The organism is Leeia aquatica (genome assembly GCF_012641365.1).
In the GTDB taxonomy this organism is placed as follows: Bacteria; Pseudomonadota; Gammaproteobacteria; order Burkholderiales; family Leeiaceae; genus Leeia; species Leeia aquatica.
This window is the reverse complement of record NZ_JABAIM010000001.1, coordinates 536,019-561,266: the sequence shown is the minus strand read 5'-3', so window position 1 is coordinate 561,266 and position 25,248 is coordinate 536,019. Positions and strand designations below refer to the sequence as shown.

Genomic DNA, 25,248 nt, shown 5'->3' with positions numbered 1-25,248 from the left:
GGTCGGTCCCAGGCGTGAACGGGCTGTCAGGCGGCCCGGCGGATCAGTGCGTGCGGGTCAATCACAAACTTCTGCGGCGCACCGGCATCGAACTGGGCATAGCCGTTCGGCGCCTGGTCCAGCGTGATGACTTGTACCCCGACCACTTCGGCGATGTTGATGCGGTCCCACAGAATGGCCTGCATCAGCGCCCGGTTATACTTCATCACCGGGGTCTGGCCGGTAAAGAAGCTGTGCGACTTGGCCCAACCGAGGCCAAAACGGATCGAGAGCGCGCCGCGCTTGGCGGCATCGTCTACCGCACCCGGATCATCGGTAACGTACAGACCGGGGATGCCGATCTTGCCCGCGGCACGGGTGATTTCCATTAGCGAGTTCAGCACGGTGGCGGGGGCCTCAAAACGCACACCGTCGTGGCCGTGACCACGGGCTTCAAAGCCGACACAATCCACCGCGCAATCCACTTCCGGTGTACCGAGAATCTGCGCGATCTGTTCGCCCAGGGTGGCATCCAGCGACAGGTTGACGGTCTCAAAGCCCACTTTGCGAGCGTGGTCCAGACGGGCCGGGTTCACATCGCCAACGATCACCACCGCTGCGCCCAACAGACGAGCCGAAGCCGCCGCCGCCATGCCTACCGGCCCTGCGCCGGCGATATAGACGGTAGAGCCGGGCCCCACCCCGGCAGAGGCTGCGCCATGGAAGCCGGTGGGCAGAATGTCGGAGAGGCAGGTGAGGTCGCGGATCTTCTCCATGGCACGGTCGCGGTCGGGGAAGGCCAGCAGGTTGAAGTCTGCATACGGCACCATCACATACTCAGCCTGACCACCGATCCAGCCGCCCATGTCGACATAGCCATAAGCGCCACCGGCACGGGACGGGTTCACGTTCAGGCACACGCCGGTGGCTTGTTCCTTGCAGGTACGGCAGCGACCACAGGCCACGTTGAAGGGAACCGATACCAGATCGCCCAGCTTCAGGGTTTCCACGTCGCGACCCACTTCGATCACTTCGCCAGTGATCTCATGACCCAGCACCAGGCCTGCCGGTGCAGTGGTACGGCCGCGTACCATATGCTGGTCCGAGCCGCAGATATTGGTGGAGACCACGCGCAGGATCACGCCGTGCTCGATTTTTTTGCCAAACGGATTTTCCAGTTTCGGGAAAGGGATGGATTGCACCTCTACCTTGCCGGGCCCTACGTAAACAACACCACGATTGCTCGTCATCTTGCCTCCTCGTTATCGGGATGGTGGATCAGTTCGACGGCTGCGGCTCCGCCAAGGCCGATGCCCATCGGGAGCAGCCTGACGATTGTTCGCCTCTCGGCGGATCAATACGCCATCATTCCCGACCATGACCTGTCCACGAGCGCCATCGTTTGCCGAATGCGGGCGCTACCCAAAATGCACTGCCTCAGGTATGATGGCGGTCAAACCATCCCCGATCAGGACGAATGATCATGCAACTGAACCGAACTACGACGACTAGCTGAGCAATCTCGCCGGTAGAGTTCGCGTCACGTTGTTGAAAAAAAGTGCGGCTCGACCGCACTTTTTTTTGCCCGTATTTTCCTTACAGGACCCACAGGATCATGCCGATAGCCCGTTTACCCGATGGCTCCAAGCGCGAGTTTGAGCAGCCGGTTTCCTTGTTTGATGTTGCCGCCAATATTGGTGCCGGTCTGGCCCGTGCTGCACTGGCAGCCCGCCTCAATGGCAAGCTGGTTGACCTCTCGACCCTGCTGACCGAAGACGCCGATGTCGCCATCGTCACCGAGCGTGATGCAGACGGGCTGGAGATCATTCGCCACTCTACGGCACACTTGCTGGCCTATGCCGTGAAGGAACTGTATCCGGAGGCTCAGGTCACCATTGGCCCGGTTATTGAAAACGGCTTCTACTATGATTTCTCCTACCAGCGCCCGTTCACGCCAGAAGACCTGGAGGCGATCGAAAAGCGCATGCAGGAGCTGGCCAAGCGCGACATTCCGGTGACGCGCAAGGTGCTGCCGCGTGATGAAGCGGTTAGCTACTTCAAGGGCATCGGCGAGCACTACAAGGCCGAGATCATTGCCTCCATCCCGCAAGGTGAGGATGTGAGCCTGTACAGTGAGGGTGACTTCACCGACCTGTGCCGTGGCCCGCACGTACCGTCTACCGGCAAGCTCAAGGTATTCAAGCTGATGAAGGTGGCCGGTGCTTACTGGCGTGGCGACTCCAACAACGAGATGCTGACGCGCATCTACGGTACCGCCTGGGCCAAGAAGGAAGACCTCGAAGCCTACCTGTTCCAGCTGGAAGAGGCTGAAAAGCGTGACCATCGCCGCCTGGGCAAGCAGCTGGACCTGTTCCACCTGCAGGATGAAGCGCCGGGTATGGTGTTTTGGCACGCCAAGGGCTGGCATCTGTGGCAGATGGTGGAGCAATACCTGCGCAAGAAGCTGGCCAAGGTGGGCTATAACGAAGTGCGTACGCCGCAGCTGATGGACCGCACCTTTTGGCAGCGTTCCGGTCACTGGGACAACTACCGCGAAGGCATGTTTACCACCGAATCGGAAAAGCGCGATTACGCGCTGAAGCCGATGAGCTGCCCGGCGCACATCCAGATCTTCAATAACGGTCTGCGCTCTTACCGTGAGCTGCCGATCCGGCTGGCCGAGTTTGGCGGCTGCCACCGCAATGAGCCGTCCGGCGCCTTGCATGGTCTGATGCGGGTGCGTGGCTTTGTGCAGGATGATGGCCACATTTTCTGTACCGAAGGCCAGTACATTGAAGAGGTCAAAGCCTTCCACAAGCTGGCGATGGAAGTATATGGCGATTTCGGCTTTGACCAGGTGGCGATCAAGCTGTCGCTGCGCCCGGAAAAGCGTGCCGGTAGCGATGAGCTGTGGGACATGGCCGAAGAAGGCCTGCGTGCTGCGCTGCGTGCCTGTGAAGTGGAGTGGGAAGAGCTGCCGGGTGAGGGCGCTTTCTATGGTCCCAAGGTGGAATACCACATCAAGGATGCGCTGGGCCGCTCCTGGCAATGTGGCACCATTCAGCTCGATGCGGTGCTGCCGGAGCGTCTGGATGCCGAGTATGTCACGGAAGACAATGGCCGTCGTCGCCCGCTGATGCTGCACCGGGCCATCATTGGCTCGTTTGAGCGCTTCCTCGGCATCCTGATCGAACACCACGCTGGCAGCTTCCCGATGTGGCTGGCGCCGGTGCAGGCGATGGTGCTCAACATTACCGATCGTCAGGCTGAATATGTGGGTAAAGTGGTTGATTTCTTGAAAGAACAAGGCTTTAGCGTTGACTCGGACTTGAGAAACGAGAAAATAACCTATAAAATTCGCGAGCACAGTTTGCAGCGTCTGCCGTATTTGCTGATTGTCGGCGATAAAGAAATGGAAGCCGGCGCCGTAGCCGTACGCAACCGCAAAGGTGAGGATCTGGGGCAGCTGCCGCTGGCCGAGGTGGCCGCGCTATTCCGCGCGGACGTGGCCGGGCGGCGCTAAGTCGTTCAATAAACAGGAGATATTGTCATCGCTCAAGAGAAAGAACCGCGCATCAACTACGAGATCAACCTGCCGGAATTGCGGTTGGTCGGGCTGGAAGGCGAACAGCTGGGTATCATGAGTTCGCGCGCCGCCCTGCAGTTGGCGGAAGAAGCTGAAGTTGATCTGGTAGAAATTGCACCGCAAGCCCAACCTCCGGTCTGCCGTCTGATGGACTACGGCAAGTACAAGTACCAGGAGAGCAAGCGCAAGCAGGAAGCCAAGTCCAAGCAAAAGCAGATGCAGGTGAAGGAAATCAAGTTCCGCCCTGCGACGGACGAAGGCGACTATCAGGTCAAGATGCGGAATCTGATCCGGTTCCTCAATGAAGGTGACAAGACCAAGATCACCTTGCGCTTCCGGGGCCGGGAAATGGCCCACCAGGAGTTTGGCCTTAACCTGCTCAAGCGGGTGGAAGCCGATCTGGCCGAGCATGGCACGGTGGAGCAGTTCCCGAAGCTGGAAGGTCGCCAGATGATCATGGTGATCGCGCCGAAAAAGCGTTGATCGCCAACGTATGAAGCGGGCAGGGCATCCTGCCTGCCGCAAGTTTCCCGGCAACGGGAAAACAGGCGGTGTCCGTGGTTTAAGTGTCGAACGGTTCGACCACCCGGCGCCGATTTGAAAAAAAGGTAATACCATGCCGAAGATGAAAACCAAGAGCAGCGCGAAAAAGCGCTTCAAGGTTATGGGCAGTGGTGCCGTGAAGCGCTCCCAAGCGTTCAAGCGTCACATCCTGACCAAGAAGACCACCAAGAACAAGCGTCAACTGCGTGGCAGCGCAGCAGTTCACAGCACCAACATGGCTTCTGTCCGTGCCATGTTGCCGTTTGCATAAGGAGTATGAACAATGCCACGAGTTAAACGCGGTGTAACGGCACGTGCCCGTCACAAAAAAGTTCTCGCGCTGGCCAAGGGTTATCGCGGTCGTCGGAAAAACGTCTATCGCATCGCCAAACAGGCGGTGATGAAGGCTGGCCAATACGCCTACCGTGACCGTCGTCAACGCAAACGTCAGTTCCGTCGCCTGTGGATCACCCGCATCAACGCGGCCGCTCGCGAGCTGGGTCTGTCGTACAGTGTGTTCATGAATGGCCTGAAGAAGGCAGCTGTGGCTGTGGACCGCAAGGTTCTGGCCGATCTGGCTGTTTTTGACAAGGTGACCTTTGGCAAGCTCGTTGAGCAAGCCAAGGCAAGCCTCGCCTAAGCCTGCTGGCACACAAAGGGAGGCTGAATCAGCCTCCCTTTTTTTTCCCTGTTGAACCGTCTACGGACTGGATTGAAATCTTTATGCGTAGCCTTGCCGACATTGTCGCAGAAGCCCAATCGACCCTCAGTGCCATCACCGATGAAGCGGTGCTAGAACAGACAAAAGCCCGCTATCTGGGCAAGACGGGGGAGCTGACCGAGCACATGAAGGGCTTGGGCAGGCTCAGCGCCGAGGAGCGGCCGCAGGCTGGGCAATTGATCAACCAGGCCAAGGAAGCCATCGAGGCGGTACTGAATGCGCAACGCCAGACCCTGCAGCAGCGCAAGCTGGATGCCCGGCTGGCCGAGGAAGCGATTGATGTTTCGCTGCCGGGCCGTGGACGTGGCTGTGGCGGCATCCATCCGGTCAGCCGTGCCTGGCTGCGGATCGAAGAAATTTTCCGTTCCATTGGTTTCGACGTGGCCGACGGCCCGGAAATCGAGGACGACTGGTATAACTTCAGTGCACTGAATCAGCCGGAAAACCACCCGGCGCGCTCGATGCACGATACTTTCTACGTGGACGACGCCAGCGGTCAGCCGCTGCTGCTGCGTACCCATACCAGCCCGATGCAGGTGCGCTATGCCCGCATGCATCAGCCGCCGATCAAGGTGATTGCACCGGGCAAGACCTACCGGGTGGATTCGGACGCCACCCACTCGCCGATGTTCCACCAGGTCGAAGGCCTGTGGATCGCCGAGGACATCAGTTTTGCAGACCTGAAGGGGGTGTATACCAACTTCCTGCAACAGTTTTTTGAAACCGATGACCTGGAAGTCCGCTTCCGGCCTTCCTTCTTCCCGTTTACCGAACCGTCTGCCGAGATCGACATGCGCTTCGGCAGTGGCCGCCTGAAGGGCAAATGGCTGGAAGTATCCGGCTCCGGGCAGGTGCACCCCAGTGTGGTACGCAATTTCGGGCTGGACCCGGAGCGCTATACCGGCTTTGCCTTTGGCAGCGGTATCGAGCGCCTGGCCATGCTGCGCTACGACATCAACGACCTGCGGCTGTTCTACGAAGGCGACCTGCGTTTCTTGCGCCAGTTTGCCTGAGCAGCACCCCGATTATTGACATCCATACCGTAGGCGATCATGCAATTCTCTGAACAATGGCTGCGTACGCTGGTCAATCCGGCGTTGACGACTGAACAACTGACCCACCTGCTGACCATGGCCGGTCTGGAAGTGGAAGACTGCGATCCGGTGGGCGTGCCGTTCAGCAAGGTGGTGGTGGGGCATATCCTCAGCACCGAACGGCACCCGAATGCCGACCGGCTGAATGTGTGCAGTGTAGATGTGGGCGGCGAAACCCTGCAGATTGTCTGCGGTGCGCCGAACGCTCGCGCCGGGATCAAGATCCCCTGCGCGCTGGTAGGGGCGGCTCTGCCGGGTGAGAGCGCAGACAAGCCATTTGTGATTGCGCCAGTCAAGATGCGGGGTGTGGAGAGCTTTGGCATGCTGTGCTCGGCCCGCGAGCTGCGCCTGTCGGAAGACCACGGTGGCCTGCTGGAACTGCCTGAAGACAGCCCGGTGGGGGCTGACGTCTACCAGCTGTTGCAGCTGGACGACCAGAAAATCACCATCAAGCTGACGCCCAATCGCGCCGATTGCCTGTCCCTGCTGGGGGTGGCGCGTGAAGTCTCGGCGCTGACCGATACCCCGCTGCAGATGCCGGCGATGCTGCCGGTGTCGCCGCAGAGCGACGCCACCTTCCCGGCGCGCATCAGCAGCCCGGCTGGGTGTGGCCGCTTTGGTGGCCGGGTGATCCGCAATGTGGATGCCAAGGCACAGACCCCGGCCTGGATGGTGCAGCGGCTGGAGCGCGTTGGTCTGCGCTCGATTTCCGCGCTGGTGGATGTGACCAATTATGTGATGCTGGAGCTGGGCCAGCCGCTGCATGTGTACGATCTCGACCGCCTGCAAGGCAGCATCGACGTGCGCTTTGGCCGCGCTGGCGAACAGCTGAAGCTGCTGAATGAACAGACGGTGACGGTGGACGAATCGGTGTTGCTGATTGCCGACGACAGCGGCCCGATTGGCCTGGCTGGCATCATGGGTGGCCAGTCCACCAAGGCGGAGCTGCATACCCGCCACATCTATCTGGAAGCGGCATTCTTCTTCCCGGCGGCGATTGCCGGGCGCGCCCGCCGCTACAATTTCAGCTCGGACGCCTCGCACCGTTTCGAACGCGGTGTGGATTTCGATGGTACGGCCCGTGCCATGGAACGCGCCAGCCAGCTGATTGTGGAGATCTGCGGTGGCGAACCGGGGCCGGTGCAATGGCAAGTGGCCGAGCTGCCCGCCCGCCCGCCGGTGAGCATGCGTACCGTGCGTGCCCGCAAGCTGATTGGGGTCGACATTGACGACGACACCATGCAGCAGATTTTCCGCCGCCTCGGCTTGCCTTGCCAGCGCAGCGAAGAGGGCGGCGAGATGCGGCTGGTGGTGACGCCGCCGTCTTACCGCTTCGATCTGGAAATTGAAGAAGACCTGGTGGAAGAAGTGGCGCGGGTGTACGGCTTTGAGCGCATCCCGGCCCGCCCACCCAAGGTGCCTGCCAACATGCGGATCGCTACCGAAGCCACCCGCTCGCTGCATCAGCTGCGCGTGCTGCTGGCCGATGTGGATTATCAGGAAGTGATCAACTACAGCTTCGTCGAACGTGCCTGGGAGCGGGATTTCGCTGGCAACGACAATGCGATTGCCCTGAAGAACCCGATCGCCAGCCATCTGGAAGTGATGCGCTCCAGCCTGATCGGTGGCCTGGTCAGCACCCTGCGCTATAACCTCAACCGCAAGGCCGCCCGTGTGCGGCTGTTCGAGCTGGGCAAGGTGTTCCTGCGTGACGCCAGTGTGCAGAATGGCCCGCTGACGGTGGCCGGCTACGCCCAGCCGATGCGGGTGGCCGCCTTGGCCTGGGGCAGCGCGCTGCCGGAGCAGTGGGCGGATAGTGGGCGTGCGGTGGACTTCTTCGATGTCAAGGCAGACATGGAACAGTTATTGCAAGCTTCCGGTACGGTACGCTGCATCAAGGACAGTCACCCGGCATTGCATCCCGGCCGCTCGGCGCGGGTGCAACTGAACGGGCAGGACATCGGCTGGATCGGCGAACTGCACCCGCAGTGGGTTCAGGCGTATGATCTGCCATCAGCACCGGTAGTGTTCGAGCTGGAAGCATCGCCGGTATTACAGGTACCTTTGCCGGATTATCAGGACATTTCCAGCCTGCCGGCCGTGCGGCGAGACCTCGCCCTGGTGGTGGACCAGCAGCTGCCTGCACAGCAGCTGGTCGATGATTTGCGCGCCAGTGCACCTGCGCTGGTGACCGAAATCAGCCTGTTTGATGTGTATGCAGGTAAAGGCATAGAAAGCGGTAAAAAGAGCCTTGCGCTTCGCGTGATGTTGCACAATACTCTGAAGACTCTGACCGACGAGGAAATCGAGGGGGCGATTGCCACCCTGCTGGCAGAGGCTTCACGGCAACATGGCGCGCAACTGCGCAACTGACGTCGTGGGGGCGATAATGGTAACAACCTTGACCAAGGCCGAACTGGCCGACGTCCTGTTTGAGCAGGTCGGTTTGAACAAGCGGGAAGCCAAGGAAATGGTGGAAGCCTTTTTCGAGGAAATCCGCACCTCGCTGGAAGCGGGGGAGAGCGTCAAGCTGTCCGGCTTTGGCAACTTCCAGCTGCGGGACAAGCCGCAGCGTCCGGGTCGCAATCCGAAAACCGGAGAAGAGATTCCGATTACGGCGCGTCGCGTGGTGACTTTCCATGCCAGCCAGAAACTGAAGGGACTGGTCGAAACCAGCCATGGTCGAAACGAACAAGCCTGATCTGCCGCCGATCCCGGCCAAGCGCTATTTCACCATCGGAGAAGTGAGCGACTTGTGCGGGGTGAAGCCGCATGTGCTCCGTTATTGGGAGCAGGAGTTCACCCAGCTCAAGCCGGTCAAGCGGCGCGGCAACCGCCGTTACTATCAGCACCACGAAGTGCTGCTGATCCGTCGCATCCGCGGTTTGCTGTACGAAGAAGGCTTCACCATCAGCGGTGCGCGCAATCGTTTGTCTGAGCTGGATCTGGGCATCGATGCGCCGGTGTCGGCGCATACGGCACCGGTTGTCGCCGAGCCGGTTCTGCCAATCCGGCAGTCGCTGGGAGAAATTCTGGCAATCTTGCGTGCCTGACTGGCATTCCTTGCGGAATTCGGTATAATCGCGGGCTCGGTCGGGGTGTAGCGCAGCCTGGTAGCGCACCTGCATGGGGTGCAGGGGGTCGGAGGTTCGAATCCTCTCACCCCGACCATTCAAATGATAAAGGTCGCTTGGGCGACCTTTTCTCATATCAGCTTGCCTGCAGTCTTGCCAAAGACCTCACAATTTGGCGGGCTTCGGCGCATCACCCCACCAGGCCAAGGTTTTGACGCCATTGCGGGTGAGGATAAAGAGATCAATATCCTTGATGCTTCGCCAGCGCTGATAGCTGTTCTCGGGCGTGCGTCCGTCCACCTGATAGGGCAATGCGCCATGCAGTGCAATGGCCAGCTCAACCTGCCCTCGGGCAAAACCTTGGTGATAACCCTGCTCGCGACCGTGCTGACGACCCAGCTGATAGGTGAACGGGAGGGCGAGGGTGAGCAAGAGCAGTAGCGCCCAGCGTAAACCCGTGTGCATCTTCATTTATCGATCCCTCTTCAGCCACCATGCCGCGTCGCCGCTGGGCCGGTCACCCCTTGAATGCCTAATGCCTGCAAGGCTTGCCATTCCTGCTCGCTTTCCACTCGCTCGGCGATGGTGATGATGCCAAGGTTGTTGGCGATGTCGGCGATGGCTTTGACCAGCAGCTGGTTGCCCCGGTTGTCGTGAATCTGGTGGATGAAACTGCCGTCCACTTTCAGGTAGTCCAGTCCCAGCTCATGCAGGCGTGGAATGCTGTTGAAGTGTCGGCCAAAGTGCTCAATACCCACCTTGCAGCCCAAGGGGCGCAAGCGGGTCGCCAGCTGCCCCAGTGCCTGCAGTTCGTCGCGGAAGCCATGCTCATTGACTTCAAACCACAGGTATTTGGCTTCGCGGCTGTGCTGGTTGAGCTGCAGCAGCAGCTTGCCTTGAAACTCGGTGGAGAGAACCGATGCGGCGGCGAGGTTGATGGCCACCGGTTGCCGGGCTTGCTTGACGTGCTGCAGCGCCAGCCGTACCACCTCCAGATCGAGCTGCGGGATCAGGCCGAGGCGGGCGGCGGCGGGCATGAAACGCCCGGCGGGCAGCAGGCCGTCGCTTTCCAGATCACGCAGCCGCAGCATCAGTTCATCGTGCAGGCGTTCCCCTTGCATGTTCAAGACCGGGAACTGACCCAGGGCAAAGTGCTGCTGCTGTAGCGCCTGCTCCAGACGAGGCTGCCAGTGGGCGACATCCAGCATACGTGCACGGTCGGCCTGCTCGGCCTGTCGGGCCTGGTTGGCGCCGGTGGCCTGCGCCTGGGCCAGCGCCTCGCTGACCTGCTGCCACAGCTGGGCGGGGTCATCTTCGTGCTGGTACAGGGTAAAGCCGATATGTGCCACATTGTCCTGGTCGGTGAGCCCCTGGCGGTAGAGATCGGTCAGTCGGTCAAGGATTTGCTGTGCCAGATGCCGGGTTTCGCTGACATCGGCCCTCAGGTCGAGCAGGGCAAAATCGGCGCCGTTCAAGCGCGCCAGCAGGCGTTCATCGTCTTCTGCGGCGCTTTCACGGATGCGGTCGGCGGCTTCTCTCAGCAATTGGTCGGTCCGGTCCCGACCTAGCCGCTGGTTGATCCCGGCCAGGTCAAACAGCCGGATCAGCAGCAAGGCGCCGGTCGGTGGGGCATCGTCATCATGCAGGGCGCTGCGCAACCGGCTTTCGAAGTAATCGCGGTTGGCGAGGCCGGTCAGGGCATCGTTGTTGGCTTCCTGTCGCAGTTGCTCAATGCGGCTGGCCTGCTCGGCAAACATGGCTTTCACCTGGGTGACCATGCGGTTCATGGCCTGCGCCAGGCTGCGTAACTCAGGCGTGCGGGGCTCGGGGATGGTAATAAAGCGCCGCTCGGTAATTGCACGCGCCTGCTCGACCACGCGCCGCATCGGGCGCTGGATGGTGCGCAGCAAGGCAGAGCCCATCAGCCCGGTCAGCACCCCGGCGATCAGGATCCACAGGAACAGCTTGAGTGCACCATCCCATAGCGCCTGGTAGGCAAAGCGGGTGTGGGCGATGATGGTGACGCTGCCAGACTGCATCCAGCCGTCTGATACCTGGGCCACCCCTTGACCCGCATCCAGCGGGAACAGGCGCACAAACCACTCCGGCACCTTGTCCGGTGGGGTACGGTTGACGCGCTCTACCAGGGTTTTGCCATGCACATCGCTATAACGCACCAGGCGGAAGTGACCATTGTCGAACAGCGCGCTGACCAGCAGCTCTACCGTGGCCGGGTCTTTCTTCTGCTGGGACATCGACAGTGCCAGCGAAGCGGCACTGTCGGTACTCTGCGTAAAGAGTTGCTGCTGCAGGTAGTTGCGGGCCGTAAACATGCTGACCACAAAGCTGCCTGAAAAGGCAATCAGCGTGGACACCACCACCACCAGCCAGAGTTGTCGGAACAGGGACACGGTCATTCCTTCCTAATCAAAACCTTCTGCCTGCATGCGTAGTAGCAATTCTTTCCAGCGCGAGAGGCGGTCTACCGGGCTGCCACTGCTGGCCGTGCCACCGGCCCACAGTCCATCACTGTTGAAGCTGAACACCGGCGTCAGGTCGCTGCGGCGTGAGGCCGGGCGGATGTCGGTAATCAGGTTGTCGAGCACCAGCGGCTCTGCATCGGGCGCCGCATAGTAGGTCAGCACCATATGCGCCTGGCTGATGCTGCTGTTCGGACCGCCAATGCGGGCGCGCACATAGGTGAGCCGCAGCTTCTGAACCGGTACGCCAAGCTCCTTCAGGCTGAAGTACTTGGCAATGACAAAATCTTCACAATCGCCGCTGCCCTTGCCCATGCTCTCCAGCGGTGTCGCCCAGTAGTCGGCCTGACCCCATATGCTAACATCATCACTGAAGCTCAGGCGCCGGTTGAAGAATTCATTGAGGCGTTTCAGCTTGTCGGTTTCGCCCAGGCTGCGGCTGTCATTCATCAGCTCACGCCACTCGGCAAACAGGCGCTGGCCGTTTGCATTGCCGCGCAGGCTGGCAGCGCGTTGCAAGCGGTCAAAATCCCAGCCCAGTGAAGGCGGGGAGAGCAGCACAAGAAAAGGCAGCAACCAGACCCCCTTGTATAGCAGGGGGAGGGTTCGCCAAGCGGGCCAGCGGGACATGTCAGGACCGGTTACCGGACAGGAGTCATTCTATTATGGAACAGAAGCCGGCAACTGTCTGGAACGAGCCACAGCACGCTAGCGTGGTATGCGGGATACAGTTTAACAATCCTTGACAGATACCGTTGTATGCTAGGGTTACAATGCGCACCAGTCATCAAAGGCAAACCGGGCGAGGAAGGGCATTCCATGCTGAAGTTGAAGTGGACCGTTATGTGTGTGGGCTTGGCACTGAGTGTGCCCAGCATGTTATTGGCGGCTCCGGCAACCCTGAAGGAAGCCACCGAGCAGGCCATCATGAAGAATCCGGAAGTGCTGGCCAAGTGGCATGTGTTCAATGCTGCTGCTGCCGAGCAGGATGCAGCCCGTGGCGGCTTCCGCCCGCGTGTGGATCTGACCGCCGGCATTGGTCGTGAACATCAGGTCGATCCGGGTCAGAAGGACCGTGACTATACCCGCCGTGGGGTTACCTTGAGCCTGCGCCAGGTGCTGTTTGATGGTTTCGCCACCAGCAGCGAGGTCAAGCGTCTGGGTTACGCCAAGCTGGCTGGCTACTATGACTTGCTGGCTACCACCGACGACGTGGCGCTGGAAGCCGGGCGTGCTTATATCGATGTACTGCGCTACCGCAAGCTGGCCGCGCTGGCACGGGACAACTACGGTGTGCACAAAGGCATCTTTGACCAGATCGAGCAGCGGGTCAAAGCCGGGGTGGGGCGTCGGGTGGATCTGGAGCAGGCCGCAGGCCGTCTGGCCCTGGCCGAATCCAACTGGCTGACCGATGAATCCAACCTGCACGATGTCACCGCACGTTTCCAGCGCATTGTGGGTGATCTGCCTGCTGCAGATCTGCAGGATGTGCCATCGCTGGAGAAGAGCCTGCCTGCTGCGGCCGATCTGATGCCGGGGCTGCTCAAGCGCAGCCCGTCCTTCCTGGCTGCGGTGCAGAATGTACGCGCGGCGCGCGCCGAGGTGGATGTGCGCAAATCGGCTAACCTGCCGTCGCTGGAATTGCGCGCACGACAGGACCTGAGCCGCAATACCGATGGTGTTTACGGCAAGCACCGGACCGGTGTGGTCGAGCTGGTGCTGAATTACAATCTCTATAACGGCGGTACCGATTCAGCCCGCATCCGCCAGTTCTCCGAGCGGCTCAACCTCGCCATGGACCTGCGCGACAAGGCCTGTCGTGATAACCGACAGATTTTGTCGATTGCCTGGAGCGATGTACGCAAGCTGAGCGAGCAGCTCAACTATCTGGAACAGCATCAGCTCTCAACAGAAAAAGCGCGCGATGCCTATCGCAAGCAATTTGACATCGGCCAGCGCACCTTGCTGGACTTGCTGGATACCGAAAACGAGCTGTTTGATGCTCGCCGTTCACTGGCGGTGGCTGAGTATGAGCTGCAGCTGGCGCAGCTGCGGGTGCTGGGCACCAGCTCCACGCTGCTGCCCGCGCTCAAATTGGCACCGATTACCGACACCCAGCCCGCCGAGCTGAGTGATGACCCGGCCGATGATAACGACCGGCTCAGCTGTGGTGACAGCATGGTGCCGCTGCCGGTGCTGGATCGCAAGTCGGTGGTAATCAAGCCATATGTGGCTGTGTCGTCTGATGCGCCCGCCGAAGCCCCGAAACCGGATGCCATCAAGCCGATGGCGGGCGGTTCGCTGAATGATACCTTGCTGAAGCTGGCGAGCGACTGGTCCGCCGCATGGTCTGGCAAGCAGGTGGATGCCTATCTGGCCTTCTATGCAGACAGCTTTGTGCCGGAAGGTGGCCTGAGCAGGGATCAGTGGGCTAAGCAACGCCGCGCACGCCTGAACAAGCCGGGCACCATCAGCGTCAAGCTGGAAGACGTGAAGGTCAGCAGCCAGGAGGGCAGCAAGGCCCGCGTGCAGTTCCGGCAGGTTTATCAGTCGGCAGACTTCAGCGATACCGTCAACAAGACGCTGGAGCTGGTGCAGGACGGCAACAAGTGGCGGATCGTGGCGGAGCGTACTGCGCCCTGATGTCGCTGCAGCAGTCGTGCAAGCGCCCGTCTTCATGGCGGGCGTTTTTCATTCAAGGTCGTGATCTTGGGATAGGTAGAAACAAAAAAAGCGCCCTTGCGGTGCGCTGATCTTGTGGTGGCGTCCCCACGGGGATTCGAACCCCGGTTATCGCCGTGAAAGGGCGGTGTCCTAGGCCTCTAGACGATGGGGACGTCGGTGCAACATTGATTTCAGAGTTCAGACAGAAGCCTGTTGTCTGTTCCCTGCTTCGGTGGTGGAGGTAAGCGGGATCGAACCGCTGACCTCTTGCATGCCATGCAAGCGCTCTCCCAGCTGAGCTATACCCCCTTGCGAAGAGAGGCGCATTATAGGGAGTCCCCGGCGGGCTGTAAACCCCCTGCGCGCATTTTTGCAGCCGGACGGGGCAGGGCGCTTCGCGCTATAATCCGCCCGCCGGGTCGATGACCCTTAACCTCTGTGCAGGCTACCCGTTGCCGGTTGATCATTACGAAAACTTTCCGGTTGCTTCGGTCTTGCTGCCGCGCCGATTGCGGCGGCCCATCGAAGTGATCTATGCGTTTGCCCGTTCCGCCGATGATCTGGCGGATGAGGGCGAGGTCGCCGCTGAGCAGCGGCTGGCGGCGCTGCAACACTACTGTGAGCAGCTGGAGGCCATCGGGCGGGGTGAAACGCCTGCTGAACCGCTCTTTCAACGCCTGGCGGTGGTGATTCGCGAGCATGACTTGCCGCTCTCCCTGTTTCACGATCTGCTGGATGCCTTCAGCCAGGACGTGGTGAAGACCCGCTATGCCGACTTCGGTGAGCTGGTGCAGTATTGCCGCCGCTCAGCCAACCCGGTGGGCCGCTTGTTGCTGCATCTGTACGGGCGGGCGACGCCACATAATCTGGCATTGTCAGACGGCATCTGTACCGCGCTGCAGTTGATCAATTTCTGGCAGGATGTGGCGATCGACTGGCAAAAGCAGCGGGTGTATCTGCCGCAGGAAGACCTGCAGCGCTTTGGGGTGACGGAAGCGCAGATCGCCGCTGGGCAGGTGAACCCGGCTTGGCAGGCACTGATGCGCTTTGAGATCGAGCGTACCCGCAAGCTGCTGCAGGCCGGTGCACCGCTGGCACGGGTGCTGCCGGGGCGGATGGGGCTGGAGTTACGCATGATCGTGCTCGGCGGTGAGCGCATCCTGAAAAAGCTGTGGGATGTCCAGGGCGATGTCTTCACGCAGCGCCCGGTATTGAAAGCGGGGGACTGGCTGTACATGCTGTCCCGCGCCTGTTGGCCGGCCTGGCCGGGGAAACCATGACACCAGACCAGTATTGCGAAGAAGCTGCTGCACGCAGTGGCTCCAGTTTTCTTGCCGCCTTCCGCTTTCTGCCCGCGGAACGCCGACGAGCCATTACTGCCTTCTATGCCTTCTGCCGCGAGGTGGACGATGTGGTGGACGAGGTGCATGACGACAATGTGGCCCGGGCCAAGCTGGCCTGGTGGCGCAACGAGGTGGCCTTCACCTGGGCCGGGCAGCCGCAGCACCCGGTGATGCGTGCGCTGCAACCGGCCATTGCCCGCTATGGTCTGCAAGAATCCTTGCTGCAGGAGATCATCGACGGCATGCAGATGGACCTGGAACAGGCCCGCTACGCCCGCTATGACGATCTGCTGCTGTACTGCCACCGTGTCGCCGGGGTGGTGGGGCAGGTGTCAGCACAGATCTTCGGCTATCAGGACCCGGCAACGCTGGATTATGCACATGAACTTGGCATCGCTTTCCAGCTCACCAACATTATCCGCGATGTCGGCGAAGATGTGCGCCGGGGCCGCATCTATCTGCCGGTGGAAGACCTGCAGCGCTTCAACGTCCCTGTCGATATGCTCAAGCGTTATGAAGAAAGCGAAGCCTTTGTTCAATTGATGCAGTTCCAGATTGAGCGGGCGATGGCCGCTTACCACCATGCGTTATCGCTGCTGCCCGCTGTGGACCGCAAGGCGCAGCGCCCCGGTTTGGTGATGGCCGCGATCTATCGCACCACGCTGGAAGAAATCCGGCTGGATGGGCCCGGCAAGGTGCTGAACCAGCGCCTCAGCCTGCCGCCGCTGCGCAAGCTGTGGCTGGCCTGGAAAACCTGGTTTCTTGGCATCAAGTCCTGATGCGCAAGCCACCGCATATTGCCGTGATTGGTGCCGGTTACGCTGGCGTCGCGGCAGCGCTGACGCTGGCCGATGCTGGAGCACAGATCAGCCTGTTTGAAGCTGGCCCCTTGCCGGGCGGTCGGGCGCGGCGCATTCACTGGCACGATCAGGCGCTGGATAACGGCCAGCACATTGCACTGGGGGCCTATACCGAGCTGTTGCGCCTGATGCGCAAGGTCCACCGCGGCCCCTTGCCCTTTCGCCGCATGCCGCTGCGCTGGGAGATGTGGCAGCAGATGCTGCTGCAAGCGCCGGCCTGGGGTGCGCCGCTGACCACCCTGTGGGCCTTGCTGCGCGCGCAGGGCTGGGGGTGGGCGGACAAGCAGGCGCTGCTGCGCTTTCTGGCCGGGCTACGCCTGCGCGGCTTTCGCAGTGAGGACCGACCTGCCAGCGAGTGGCTGGCCAGTCAAACCCCACGGGTCATCCAGACCTTTTGGGAGCCACTATGCTATGCGGCGCTGAATACCCCGCTGCAGGAAGCTTCTGCTCAGGTGTTTTACAACGTGGTGCGCGACAGCCTGCTGGCGGGGGGCGACGCCGCCCAGATGCTGTTGCCGACGGTGGATCTCTCGGCCCTGCTGCCGGAACCGGCGCTGGCCTGGCTGACGGCACAGCAGCATGCGGTACACTTGGGCCAAAAGGTTACACAGCTCACCTTGCAGGATGATCAGGTGGCCTTGCAGGTCAAGGGCGAATGGCAGTCGGTGGACGGCGTGATCTGCGCCACCGGTCCGCACCAGTTGCCTGCGCTGCTGCACACCGAGCAGGCCCCGGCCGCCTTGCAGGCGGTGTCGCAGTTTGGCTGGCAGCCGATACGCACCGTCTACCTGCAGTATCCGGCAGGCACCCGTTTGCCACAGGCCATGATCGGTCTGCATCACTGCCTGCCGGGCGGTGTTGTACACTGGGTGTTTGACCGGGGCGTGCTGTTGGGCGAGGATGGCCGTATGGCGGCCGTGATCAGCGCAGCCATGACGCAGCCCATGAGCGGCGAGCAGATTGCCAGCCAGGCCGCCAGCGAGCTGGCCCAGGCTTTTCCCGGCTTGCCTGCCCCGCTGTGGTGCAAGACACTGCATGAAGCGCGGGCAACCTTTGCCTGTACCCCCGGCCTGCATCGGCCGGATGGACACACTGCCTCGCCGCGTGTGCGGCTGGCGGGCGATTATCTGGCCGGAGATTACCCGGCCACGCTGGAGGGAGCGGTGCGCAGCGGCGTGGCTGCAGCGCAGGCCCTGCTGGCACAATGGACACAACCATGACACAACAGGACTATCCTATGAAGGACTATCAGGCTCCGGCAAATCTGCTGGAAGGGCGGGTCATCCTGATTACCGGTGCCAGCGGCGGCATTGGTGGTGCGCTGGCCAAGACCTGCGCCAAACTGGGGGCCACCGTGGTGCTGCACGGCAAGCGGGTGAAAGCACTGGAGCGCCTGTACGACGAGATCGAGGCCGCAGGTGGCCCGACTCCGGCCATTCTGCCACTCGATCTGGCTACCGCCAGCGAGCAGGAATACAACTACGCCGTGTCGGTGCTGGAGCGGCAATTGAAACGGCTGGACGGCATTGTGCACTGCGCCGCCCACTGCGGTGACCTGTCGCCGATGAGCAACGAAACCATCGACGTGTGGCAGACCATGATGCGCGTCAACGTGATTGCGCCATTCGCCCTCACCAAGGCCTGCCTGCCGCTGTTGATGAACTCGCCGGATGCCTCGGTGATTGTCACCTCGGAAAGCCATGCCAGCCAGCCTTCGGCCTACTGGGGGGCTTTTGCCGCCTCGCGTGCCGCGCTGGAGCATGCCGCACTCGGCTGGGCGGACGAGTGGTCCCGCCATGAACATCTGCGGGTGAACGTGCTGGTGCCGGGGCCGGTGCAATCCCCGGCGCGTCGTCGTACCCACCCGGCGGAGTCGCAAATCGGCATGGCGACCATTGATAGCCTGCTGCCGGCCTACCTCTATCTGCTCGGGGCAGAAGGGAAGGGCGTGCGTGGCCAGAAAATCCACCTGGCACAGGCTGGATTGGCGTCGTAGCACGAATTTATGCGCAACATGGCTTGACGCACTGCCGCGAAGTCATTATGATTGCGCCTCTCTTGACGGAGAAATGGCCGAGAGGTCGAAGGCACTCCCCTGCTAAGGGAGCATACGCGCTAAAACGTGTATCGAGGGTTCGAATCCCTCTTTCTCCGCCACTAGACAGCGCACCCGTAGCTCAGTTGGATAGAGTATCTGGCTACGAACCAGAGGGTCGGGCGTTCGAATCGCTCCGGGTGCGCCACTTGCAGTACTGTTGTACCTTGCACCCGTAGCTCAGTTGGATAGAGTATCTGGCTACGAACCAGAGGGTCGGGCGTTCGAATCGCTCCGGGTGCGCCAGAATACAGGGCCGGTCAGCTTGCTGACTGGCCCTTTTCTCATTCTATCTCTGCCGCGCAACGGCTTGCATGGGCTGTACATCAACTGCTTGCTGGGCTGATCTCTGCTATGCTCCCGCTTCAATCAACGAAAGACCTTGGGTGGTGCACATGCAAGCGATGTACGGAGAGGATAGCTGGACGGTCGGAGAGGCCGAAGCCAACGGCCAGCCGGTGATTGTGCGCTTCCGCTCGCACCTGCCGGATAGCGCGGACTGCCAGCGCTACGCCAGCCTGATCATCATTAAATGGCGCTATGCCGCCAACGAGCACGGCTTGCCGCTGCCCAAGGACAATCAGGACACCATCCACTTTGAAGATGCGCTGGAAGCCGCGCTGGCTACGCAGCACGCAGCGGTACAGGCTGCCTGCATCACCGGCAGCGGTCTGAAGGAGTGGCGCTACTACGCGCTGGACAATCAGACCTTCATTGATTGCCTCAACCAGGGGCTGGCTGGCCACCCGACCTACCCGCTGGAACTCTCTGCCTACCAAGACCCAAGCTGGACCGCGCTGACTGAGCTGCTGCCGGGCCCGGCGCAGGGGTGAGTGGCTTTCCTATTGGTGCTAACCTTGCGTCATCATGGAATGTACATGTCTAAGCCATTTCTACGCCGAAGCGCCATTGTCGACATCATCAAGAGCCGGGAGCGGACTCAGGCCAGGCAGAGGCGGGAAGGGTTGATGCACCACCCGGTGTATTTCACCATTTGTGGCTGCCCGGATCCCGCTTGTGGGGGCTGGCATACCATCGATACCACACGAACCCTTCCCAGCACGCAGGACTGTGCGGCCATCATCAAAGCGGCCAACGTGGCTCGCAAGCAGGTAAAGCGGCAACGCAAGCGTCAATGAGGCAGTCAAACCTCGCGGGTCTTAAGGGAGGACTGTTTTTCGCACGAAATATCAAAATGGGCCGAGCGCGCGAGTTTAGTCTGGGAGCCTCATTAACGTTGAGGACTCAGCCATGGAATCAATTGATCAAAACCAATATCGGGACGTTTGGGAGGGATACTGTGCGGTATGGCGCCCCCAAAGTGCGGTGCAGCGGCGTGAACAGTTTTCACGGGTATTGTCGCAGCAATGTATATACCGTGATCCTTTGACGCAATGTCAGGGCTGGGATGAATTGTCAGCTTACATTGAAGACTTTCAGCGGCAATTTCCAGGATGCTATTTTGTCACCGCTTGGTTCCATACACATCACGCACGGGCTGCAGTACGATGGCATATGTGCGGGCCGGATGGTAGCGCTTTAAGTGAAGGCGTCAGCTACGTGGAGTTTGACGGGGAAGGCAAGCTGATATCAATGAATGGCTTCTTTGAAACTGGGGCACCATGAACCACGTCGCCCCTGCCGACGGCAGTAGAGTGCAAAGGTCTCGCTATCTGGCCTGCATCAGGCGAGGTATCGACTATGTGGAGCAGCGGCTTGACCAGCCCCTCACACTTGGCGATATCGCGGCTGCTGCAGGACTGAGCCAATGGCATTTTCAGCGAATTTTTTGCGCGCTGACTCACGAGACACTCAAAACCTATATCCGCTCTCGACGATTGGCGGCCGCCCTTGAGGCGTTGCGTGATCCAGGGCGTCGTATCATTGAGATTGCGATGGCGACGGGTTTCGAGAGTCAGGCCAGCTTTACCCGTGCATTCAGCAAGATGTATCTGATGACGCCAGGGCAATATCGAAAAATGGGTCGCCGTAACCTGTTCCCAGTCAAGGCGGCCTTCGATGAGGGGTACTTGCAGCACCTGCATGCTGGAATGACCCTTTCCCCAGTCCTCCAGCACTGGCCCGCCCAGCGTGTGATCGGGATGCGTACTTATTTTCACGGTACGGGCTCGGACAAGAATAATGTCGCAAAGCAGATTCCGCCGCTGTGGGAAACATTTCTGGCGCGGGCCAGTGAAATTGCCGACCACGCTGAGCCTAAGGAAATGTATGGTCTGATCAAGCCAGAGGATGATGGAAGTGACCGTTTGATATACGTGGCATGCGCTCCAGTGGCACCGTTAACCCAGCCTCCTGAAGACATGGTAGCAATAGACCTGCCGGCCACAGAATATGCCTGCTTTACCCATCGCGGACGTGTGGCGGACCTTGATCATACCGTCAACTATGCATATGGCAGCTGGCTACTGACGGAAGACTATCAGCATAGCGGTGCTTGGGATATGGAGGTCTATGATGAGAACTACCATCCCACCAGCCCTGATTCTGTCATTCGCTATGCCATGCCGATTGTACGGTGAGCTAATCGCAGGTGTATGCTGCGCATCCCGAACTCTGCAGCCGCATCGTGTAAATCAGCCGGGACAGGATAGCGTCAAGCCCGTGCCGATACTTCGGTTTCACGGCTGTGGTGCCGGAATCCTCGCTATGGCGTGTTGCAAAGCTTGCACGGCTTCGGCTTGCTCAAGCCTCAAACTTGGCGCCTTCACCTGCTGAATCCGCTGCAAGCGTCTTTGCAGGCCCGCCAGCTGCGCTGCGAGGTTGTCCATCAGCGTAGCCGGGTGCATGATCAGTGCGTTTTTCATGTTACGCAGTGAAAGCTCGCCATCATGCGCCATATGTAGCAGGGTGGTTGGGCGCTGATCTGCAAACTGTCCCAGTACAAGCAGGCCATCTTCCAGATTGCCACCATCCAGGCGCTCGAGTACCCGGGCCAAGGCGTGTGCCGCCCATGTTTGGCCACGCGCCGTCTGCATTTCCAACTGCTGTAGGGCGGCGTTATCTTCTGGCAGTGCTGCAGCGCACTGGCGGTGTTGCGTCCATGCGCGAAAGTGGGTGGCATGGGCCTGCGCCAGAAAGCGGGAACGTAGCGATGAGCAGCTGGTCGCCGAATGGGCCGGGGCTGCTACTGCGGCTAGCAATAGGGCCAGTGGGGCAAAGTAAGCAATGCGCATGCGGGCTCGGTAGTGGCAGGTTGGAAGCTGCAGGCTGCCATGAAATGCGCAGGATGTGCAATGGCGGTGATTCGTCTCCATTGTCCCCCTTGCCCTTCACCTCTTGCTGCCGCAGAATGTGAATCAAAGTTCACTACGGAGTGGCATTATGTCCATGCAGGCGTCGCGGCATACCGTACAGGCGGAGGATGGCTTTGGTCTGGCTTTGTGGGCGTGGGAGCCGGAGGGTGCGCCGCGAGCGGTGCTGCTGGTGGCGCATGGCATGGCCGAGCATGCGGCGCGCTATGCCCGTTTTGCCGAGGCGTGCGGCGCGGCGGGGATTGCAGTGTATGCGCATGACCATCGCGGCCATGGTGATTCGGTGGGTGAGGGCACGCCGCTGGGGCATTTTGCCGATCGTGGTGGCTGGCAGCGGGTGCAGGATGACCTGACGGTGGTACAGCGCTGGGTGCAGCAGCGCCAGCCGGGTGTGCCACAGTTTGCCTTCGGTCACAGCATGGGCTCGTTCATCCTGCGCGCCTGGTTGCTGCAGCATGCGGCATCGCTGGCCGGGGCGATGGTCAGTGCCACCGGCTGGCGGCTGGGGCCGGGCAATCGCTTGCTGGCGAGTGTGGCACGGCGGCAAGGGCGCAAGCGAGGCTTCAATCAGCCATGCTCAACCATGCACAAGCTTGTGTTTGGAAGCTTCAATCTGCAATTTCTGCCTGCGCGTACCGGCTTTGACTGGCTTTCCCGCGACAGGGCGGAGGTGGATGCCTATCTGGCAGATTCGCGCTGTGGCTTCCATTGCACCGCTCAGCTGTGGGACGATCTGCTGCAAGGGGTCGCGGCGCTGGAGCAGGCCGAGAACCGCTTGCACGCGGAGGCGGCCCGATTGCCCTTGATGGCGGTGGCGGGTAGCCGAGATCCGGTGAGCATGGGCGGGCTGGGTTGCCGCCAGCTGGTCAAGCGCTATCAGCAGGCCGGTAACCCGGATGTGCAGGCCCGCATCTGGCCGAGAGGGCGACATGAACTGCTCAATGAGCAAAATCGGGATGAGGTCAGCCAGTACTTGATCGACTGGATGTTGCAGCATCTGCCCGCAAACCCTGCAAAAGTAACGGCAGGGGGTTTACAAGCCGAAACAGCTTCCTTATAATCCGACTCTCTTCGCAAGGGGGTATAGCTCAGCTGGGAGAGCGCTTGCATGGCATGCAAGAGGTCAGCGGTTCGATCCCGCTTACCTCCACCACCGAAGCAGGGAACAGACAACAGGCTTCTGTCTGAACTCTGAAATCAATGTTGCACCGACGTCCCCATCGTCTAGAGGCCTAGGACACCGCCCTTTCACGGCGATAACCGGGGTTCGAATCCCCGTGGGGACGCCACCACAAGATCAGCGCACCGCAAGGGCGCTTTTTTTGTTTCTAGCGTCCCAAATCCCTATCTCCCTCCTGCTGCGTGTTTCCTGTACCCGGACTTTGGCTCGGATCAACACCCTCGTCTTTCAAATGAAAATGCTATACAAAAAATTTTAAAATATGCTAAATTAAAAATAGCAAATTCACATTGTGGGGTGGGGAATGAAAGTTTCCGAACAGGAAAAACAGCAAACCCGGCTGCGCTTGCTGGAGGCTGCGGTGGCCGTGGTGACCGATAAGGGCTTCCGCCAGGCGTCGATGCGGGAGATCGCCGAGCGGGCCGGGGTGGGGTCGGCCACCATCTACAATTACTTTCCGACCAAGGAGTCCCTGCTGTATGGCTACTGTGCGCATGTGCAGCAGCAGGTACAAGCGGCCCTGCAGGCGATTCCGGACTTTCATGAATACAGCCTGAGCGAACAGTTGCAGCAGCTGGTGGAGACGGAGTTGCAAGCGTGGCTGCCCGCACGGGAGTTCCTGCAGGAAGTATTCCGGCTGACCTTCCATTCGCCGGTGGCCAGCCACCTACACCTGGATGAGGCGCGCCAGCACTATGTCCGCATGGTGGAAGACATGCTGGCTGCCGCCATCGAGGCCGGGGAAATCCCTGAACAGGCGGGGCTGGCGTTGCTGGCGGGCTTGTTCTGGGATTTTCAGACTGCCGTGCTGGCCTATTGGCTGCGCGATGGCTCGGAGCAGTTCAGCCAGACCAGTGCCATGCTGGACCGCGCCATGGCGGTGATTGCCGGGATACTGGAAACCGCACTGGTGGGCAAGGCGATGGAGCTGGTGTCCTTCCTGTTCCGCACTCATGTGCTCAGTCATCTGGATCGCGCCCGGCAGGCTCGCCAGACGCTGCATAAGCGCAAACGCCGCTTCATGGGGGTAGCTGATGAGTAAGCTGCCCGAAGGCAAATGGGCACGCTTGCGGCTGAGTGGCAGCGTACTGGCCCGGGTGGGGGCAGGGCGCTTGCAGCACCGTATCAAACGTCCCTTTATGCAAGCAGGTGCGCGGATACAGGCTCAGCAGCAGCTGGAAGAGCGCGAGGCGGCACAATTGTTTGAAGTGCTGGCCCAGCTGCGGGGTACAGCCCTCAAGGTGGCGCAATGGCTAAGCAGCGAGCAGGCGCTGCTGCCGGAAGCCTGGCAGCGGCACTTGCGCCAGGCCTGCCATCAGGCCCCGCCGCTCAACCGGGTGCTGATCCGTAAAGTGCTGCAAGAGGGACTGGGGCAAGCGCCGGAGCAATGCTTTAGCCATTTTGAAGCGGATGCATTTGCGGCTGCCAGCCTGGGGCAGGTACACGCCGCGACCTTGCCGGATGGCAGGGCGGTGGCGGTGAAGCTGCAATATCCCGGCATTCGTTACACCATCGACAGCGACATGGCACTGCTGCGGCTGGCGCTGCGGGGCATGCCGCGTGCCGCGCAACTGCTGGACATGCTGCCTGCGCTGCATCAGAGCTTGCTGGATGAGGTTGATTATGTGCGTGAAGCCCGCCTGACAGACTGGTTTTACCAGCGGCTGCAGGTAGATGGGGTGCAGGTTCCGCAATGGATTGCCAGTCACAGTAGTACGACGGTGCTGACCACCACCCGCATGCAGGGCATGCATCTGGATGATTGGCTGGCCACGGTGCCCGATCAGGCCCACCGTGACCGGGCCGCCCAGCGTTTGCTGGATGCGGTGATGTCGGCGGCCCTGCAAGGAGGTCAGCTGTATACCGACCCCCACCCCGGTAACTTTCTGTTTCAACCGGATGGTCAAGTGGTGCTGCTGGATTTTGGCGCGGTACGCCCGCTCTCCGCCGAGTTTGTCCAGCACTGGCCGCAGCTGATGCACGCCCATCTGCAACAAAGCCCAGCACAGCTGCTGGCAGCCTGGCAGGCGATGGGCATGCGCTATGACGGTGATCTGGAAGCCGACTATCCCCACATGGCGGCATTCTGCCAGTGGATTGCCGAGCCGTGGCGTGATAGCCACTTTGACTTCACCCACCAGCCTGCCCACAGCGAAGCGGGCTTGGTGTTGATGCAGCGCATGAGCCACTTCAATGGACTCAAGCAGGTTGCCCCTGACCTGATGTTTTTCGACCGCACCCTCTATGGTCTGTTCAAGCTGTTTGAGCGGATGGGGGCTCGCGTCGCCTTGCGTCACTGGTTGCCAGCCATGGCATCAGAGACCCCGGATGATTCGTTAACACACCAAGGAGCGTAG

General features: G+C 60.7%; 25 protein-coding genes and 8 tRNA genes. 26 read left to right on the top strand and 7 right to left on the bottom strand.

Annotation, left to right across the window (positions count from 1 at the left end):
- Positions 1–26: 26 nt before the first annotated feature.
- Positions 27–1,229, bottom strand: coding sequence for a formaldehyde dehydrogenase, glutathione-independent (gene fdhA, locus HF682_RS02655; protein ID WP_168875691.1), 1,203 nt, complete (start codon positions 1,227–1,229; stop codon positions 27–29).
- A gap of 365 nt (positions 1,230–1,594) precedes the next feature.
- Between fdhA and thrS the strand changes: the two genes are divergently transcribed.
- From thrS to HF682_RS02610, 9 genes are all read left to right on the top strand, one after another.
- On the top strand, positions 1,595–3,502 hold the full coding sequence (thrS, locus tag HF682_RS02650; RefSeq protein ID WP_168875690.1) for a threonine--tRNA ligase: 1,908 nt from the start codon (positions 1,595–1,597) through the stop codon (positions 3,500–3,502).
- A gap of 21 nt (positions 3,503–3,523) precedes the next feature.
- Positions 3,524–4,048, top strand: coding sequence for a translation initiation factor IF-3 (infC, locus tag HF682_RS02645; RefSeq protein WP_168876880.1), 525 nt, complete (start codon positions 3,524–3,526; stop codon positions 4,046–4,048).
- Positions 4,049–4,181: 133 nt separating this feature from the next.
- Entirely contained in the window at positions 4,182–4,379 is a 198-nt protein-coding gene (rpmI, locus tag HF682_RS02640) for a 50S ribosomal protein L35 (protein WP_168875689.1), read from the top strand.
- 12 nt (positions 4,380–4,391) lie between these two features.
- A complete protein-coding gene (gene rplT / locus HF682_RS02635; protein ID WP_168875688.1) occupies positions 4,392–4,748 on the top strand; it encodes a 50S ribosomal protein L20 in 357 nt (118 codons plus the stop codon).
- Between the two features lie 83 nt (positions 4,749–4,831).
- Positions 4,832–5,842, top strand: coding sequence for a phenylalanine--tRNA ligase subunit alpha (pheS, locus tag HF682_RS02630; RefSeq protein WP_168875687.1), 1,011 nt, complete (start codon positions 4,832–4,834; stop codon positions 5,840–5,842).
- A gap of 39 nt (positions 5,843–5,881) precedes the next feature.
- A complete protein-coding gene (pheT, locus tag HF682_RS02625; protein WP_168875686.1) occupies positions 5,882–8,296 on the top strand; it encodes a phenylalanine--tRNA ligase subunit beta in 2,415 nt (804 codons plus the stop codon).
- A 16-nt stretch (positions 8,297–8,312) separates the two neighbouring features.
- Complete coding sequence (locus HF682_RS02620) at positions 8,313–8,624, top strand: integration host factor subunit alpha (protein WP_168875685.1); 312 nt, start codon at positions 8,313–8,315, stop codon at positions 8,622–8,624.
- Entirely contained in the window at positions 8,602–8,976 is a 375-nt protein-coding gene (locus HF682_RS02615; protein WP_168875684.1) for a MerR family transcriptional regulator, read from the top strand. The genes HF682_RS02620 and HF682_RS02615 overlap by 23 nt, the downstream gene beginning before the upstream one ends.
- A 41-nt stretch (positions 8,977–9,017) precedes the next feature.
- Positions 9,018–9,094: transfer RNA gene (locus tag HF682_RS02610), tRNA-Pro, on the top strand.
- 68 nt (positions 9,095–9,162) lie between these two features.
- On the opposite strand, the gene HF682_RS02605 is transcribed toward HF682_RS02610, so the two are convergent.
- From HF682_RS02605 to HF682_RS02595, 3 genes are read right to left on the bottom strand one after another with little or no spacing between them, the layout of a single operon-like run.
- Entirely contained in the window at positions 9,163–9,468 is a 306-nt protein-coding gene (locus HF682_RS02605; protein WP_168875683.1) for a hypothetical protein, read from the bottom strand.
- Positions 9,469–9,482: 14 nt separating this feature from the next.
- Positions 9,483–11,408, bottom strand: coding sequence for a bifunctional diguanylate cyclase/phosphodiesterase (locus HF682_RS02600; protein WP_168875682.1), 1,926 nt, complete (start codon positions 11,406–11,408; stop codon positions 9,483–9,485).
- 12 nt (positions 11,409–11,420) lie between these two features.
- Positions 11,421–12,107, bottom strand: a complete 687-nt coding sequence (locus tag HF682_RS02595) for a transglutaminase-like cysteine peptidase (RefSeq protein ID WP_168875681.1) — start codon at positions 12,105–12,107, stop codon at positions 11,421–11,423.
- A 189-nt stretch (positions 12,108–12,296) separates the two neighbouring features.
- Between HF682_RS02595 and HF682_RS02590 the strand changes: the two genes are divergently transcribed.
- Entirely contained in the window at positions 12,297–14,120 is a 1,824-nt protein-coding gene (locus HF682_RS02590; protein ID WP_205881871.1) for a TolC family outer membrane protein, read from the top strand.
- Between the two features lie 118 nt (positions 14,121–14,238).
- Here the strand turns inward: HF682_RS02590 and HF682_RS02585 are convergent.
- Both HF682_RS02585 and HF682_RS02580 read right to left on the bottom strand, forming a co-directional pair.
- Positions 14,239–14,314, bottom strand: a tRNA-Glu gene (locus HF682_RS02585).
- A 60-nt stretch (positions 14,315–14,374) separates the two neighbouring features.
- Positions 14,375–14,450 (bottom strand) — tRNA-Ala (locus HF682_RS02580).
- 143 nt (positions 14,451–14,593) lie between these two features.
- On the opposite strand from HF682_RS02580, the gene hpnC reads away from it, so the two are divergent.
- From hpnC to HF682_RS02525, 11 genes are all read left to right on the top strand, one after another.
- A complete protein-coding gene (gene hpnC / locus HF682_RS02575) occupies positions 14,594–15,421 on the top strand; it encodes a squalene synthase HpnC (protein ID WP_168876878.1) in 828 nt (275 codons plus the stop codon).
- Positions 15,418–16,263: a presqualene diphosphate synthase HpnD gene (hpnD, locus tag HF682_RS02570; protein WP_168875680.1), complete on the top strand. Its 846-nt coding sequence runs from the start codon at positions 15,418–15,420 to the stop codon at positions 16,261–16,263. The genes hpnC and hpnD overlap by 4 nt, the downstream gene beginning before the upstream one ends.
- Entirely contained in the window at positions 16,263–17,564 is a 1,302-nt protein-coding gene (gene hpnE, locus HF682_RS02565; protein WP_168875679.1) for a hydroxysqualene dehydroxylase HpnE, read from the top strand. The genes hpnD and hpnE overlap by 1 nt, the downstream gene beginning before the upstream one ends.
- On the top strand, positions 17,561–18,340 hold the full coding sequence (locus tag HF682_RS02560) for an SDR family NAD(P)-dependent oxidoreductase (protein ID WP_240947038.1): 780 nt from the start codon (positions 17,561–17,563) through the stop codon (positions 18,338–18,340). Before hpnE ends, HF682_RS02560 begins: the two co-directional genes overlap by 4 nt.
- Positions 18,341–18,407: 67 nt before the next feature.
- Positions 18,408–18,501, top strand: a tRNA-Ser gene (locus tag HF682_RS02555).
- Positions 18,502–18,510: 9 nt separating this feature from the next.
- Positions 18,511–18,587, top strand: a tRNA-Arg gene (locus tag HF682_RS02550).
- A 21-nt stretch (positions 18,588–18,608) separates the two neighbouring features.
- Positions 18,609–18,685 (top strand) — tRNA-Arg (locus HF682_RS02545).
- 149 nt (positions 18,686–18,834) lie between these two features.
- A complete protein-coding gene (locus HF682_RS02540) occupies positions 18,835–19,272 on the top strand; it encodes a DUF695 domain-containing protein (protein ID WP_168875678.1) in 438 nt (145 codons plus the stop codon).
- A 45-nt stretch (positions 19,273–19,317) separates the two neighbouring features.
- Entirely contained in the window at positions 19,318–19,578 is a 261-nt protein-coding gene (locus HF682_RS02535; protein ID WP_168875677.1) for a hypothetical protein, read from the top strand.
- 112 nt (positions 19,579–19,690) lie between these two features.
- The gene (locus HF682_RS02530) at positions 19,691–20,065 is read left to right on the top strand and encodes a nuclear transport factor 2 family protein (RefSeq protein WP_168875676.1); all 375 of its coding nucleotides are present in this window, start codon (positions 19,691–19,693) and stop codon (positions 20,063–20,065) included.
- A complete protein-coding gene (locus HF682_RS02525) occupies positions 20,062–20,979 on the top strand; it encodes an AraC family transcriptional regulator (protein WP_168875675.1) in 918 nt (305 codons plus the stop codon). The genes HF682_RS02530 and HF682_RS02525 overlap by 4 nt, the downstream gene beginning before the upstream one ends.
- A 99-nt stretch (positions 20,980–21,078) precedes the next feature.
- On the opposite strand, the gene HF682_RS02520 is transcribed toward HF682_RS02525, so the two are convergent.
- Positions 21,079–21,633: a hypothetical protein gene (locus HF682_RS02520; protein WP_168875674.1), complete on the bottom strand. Its 555-nt coding sequence runs from the start codon at positions 21,631–21,633 to the stop codon at positions 21,079–21,081.
- Positions 21,634–21,781: 148 nt separating this feature from the next.
- Between HF682_RS02520 and HF682_RS02515 the strand changes: the two genes are divergently transcribed.
- The 5 genes from HF682_RS02515 (at position 21,782) to HF682_RS02495 (ending at position 25,248) form a co-directional block, all read left to right on the top strand.
- Positions 21,782–22,771, top strand: coding sequence for an alpha/beta hydrolase (locus HF682_RS02515; RefSeq protein WP_240947037.1), 990 nt, complete (start codon positions 21,782–21,784; stop codon positions 22,769–22,771).
- A gap of 17 nt (positions 22,772–22,788) precedes the next feature.
- A tRNA-Ala gene (locus HF682_RS02510) sits at positions 22,789–22,864 on the top strand.
- A 60-nt stretch (positions 22,865–22,924) separates the two neighbouring features.
- Positions 22,925–23,000: transfer RNA gene (locus HF682_RS02505), tRNA-Glu, on the top strand.
- A gap of 195 nt (positions 23,001–23,195) precedes the next feature.
- Entirely contained in the window at positions 23,196–23,933 is a 738-nt protein-coding gene (locus HF682_RS02500) for a TetR/AcrR family transcriptional regulator (protein ID WP_168875673.1), read from the top strand.
- The gene (locus HF682_RS02495) at positions 23,926–25,248 is read left to right on the top strand and encodes an ABC1 kinase family protein (protein ID WP_168875672.1); all 1,323 of its coding nucleotides are present in this window, start codon (positions 23,926–23,928) and stop codon (positions 25,246–25,248) included. The genes HF682_RS02500 and HF682_RS02495 overlap by 8 nt, the downstream gene beginning before the upstream one ends.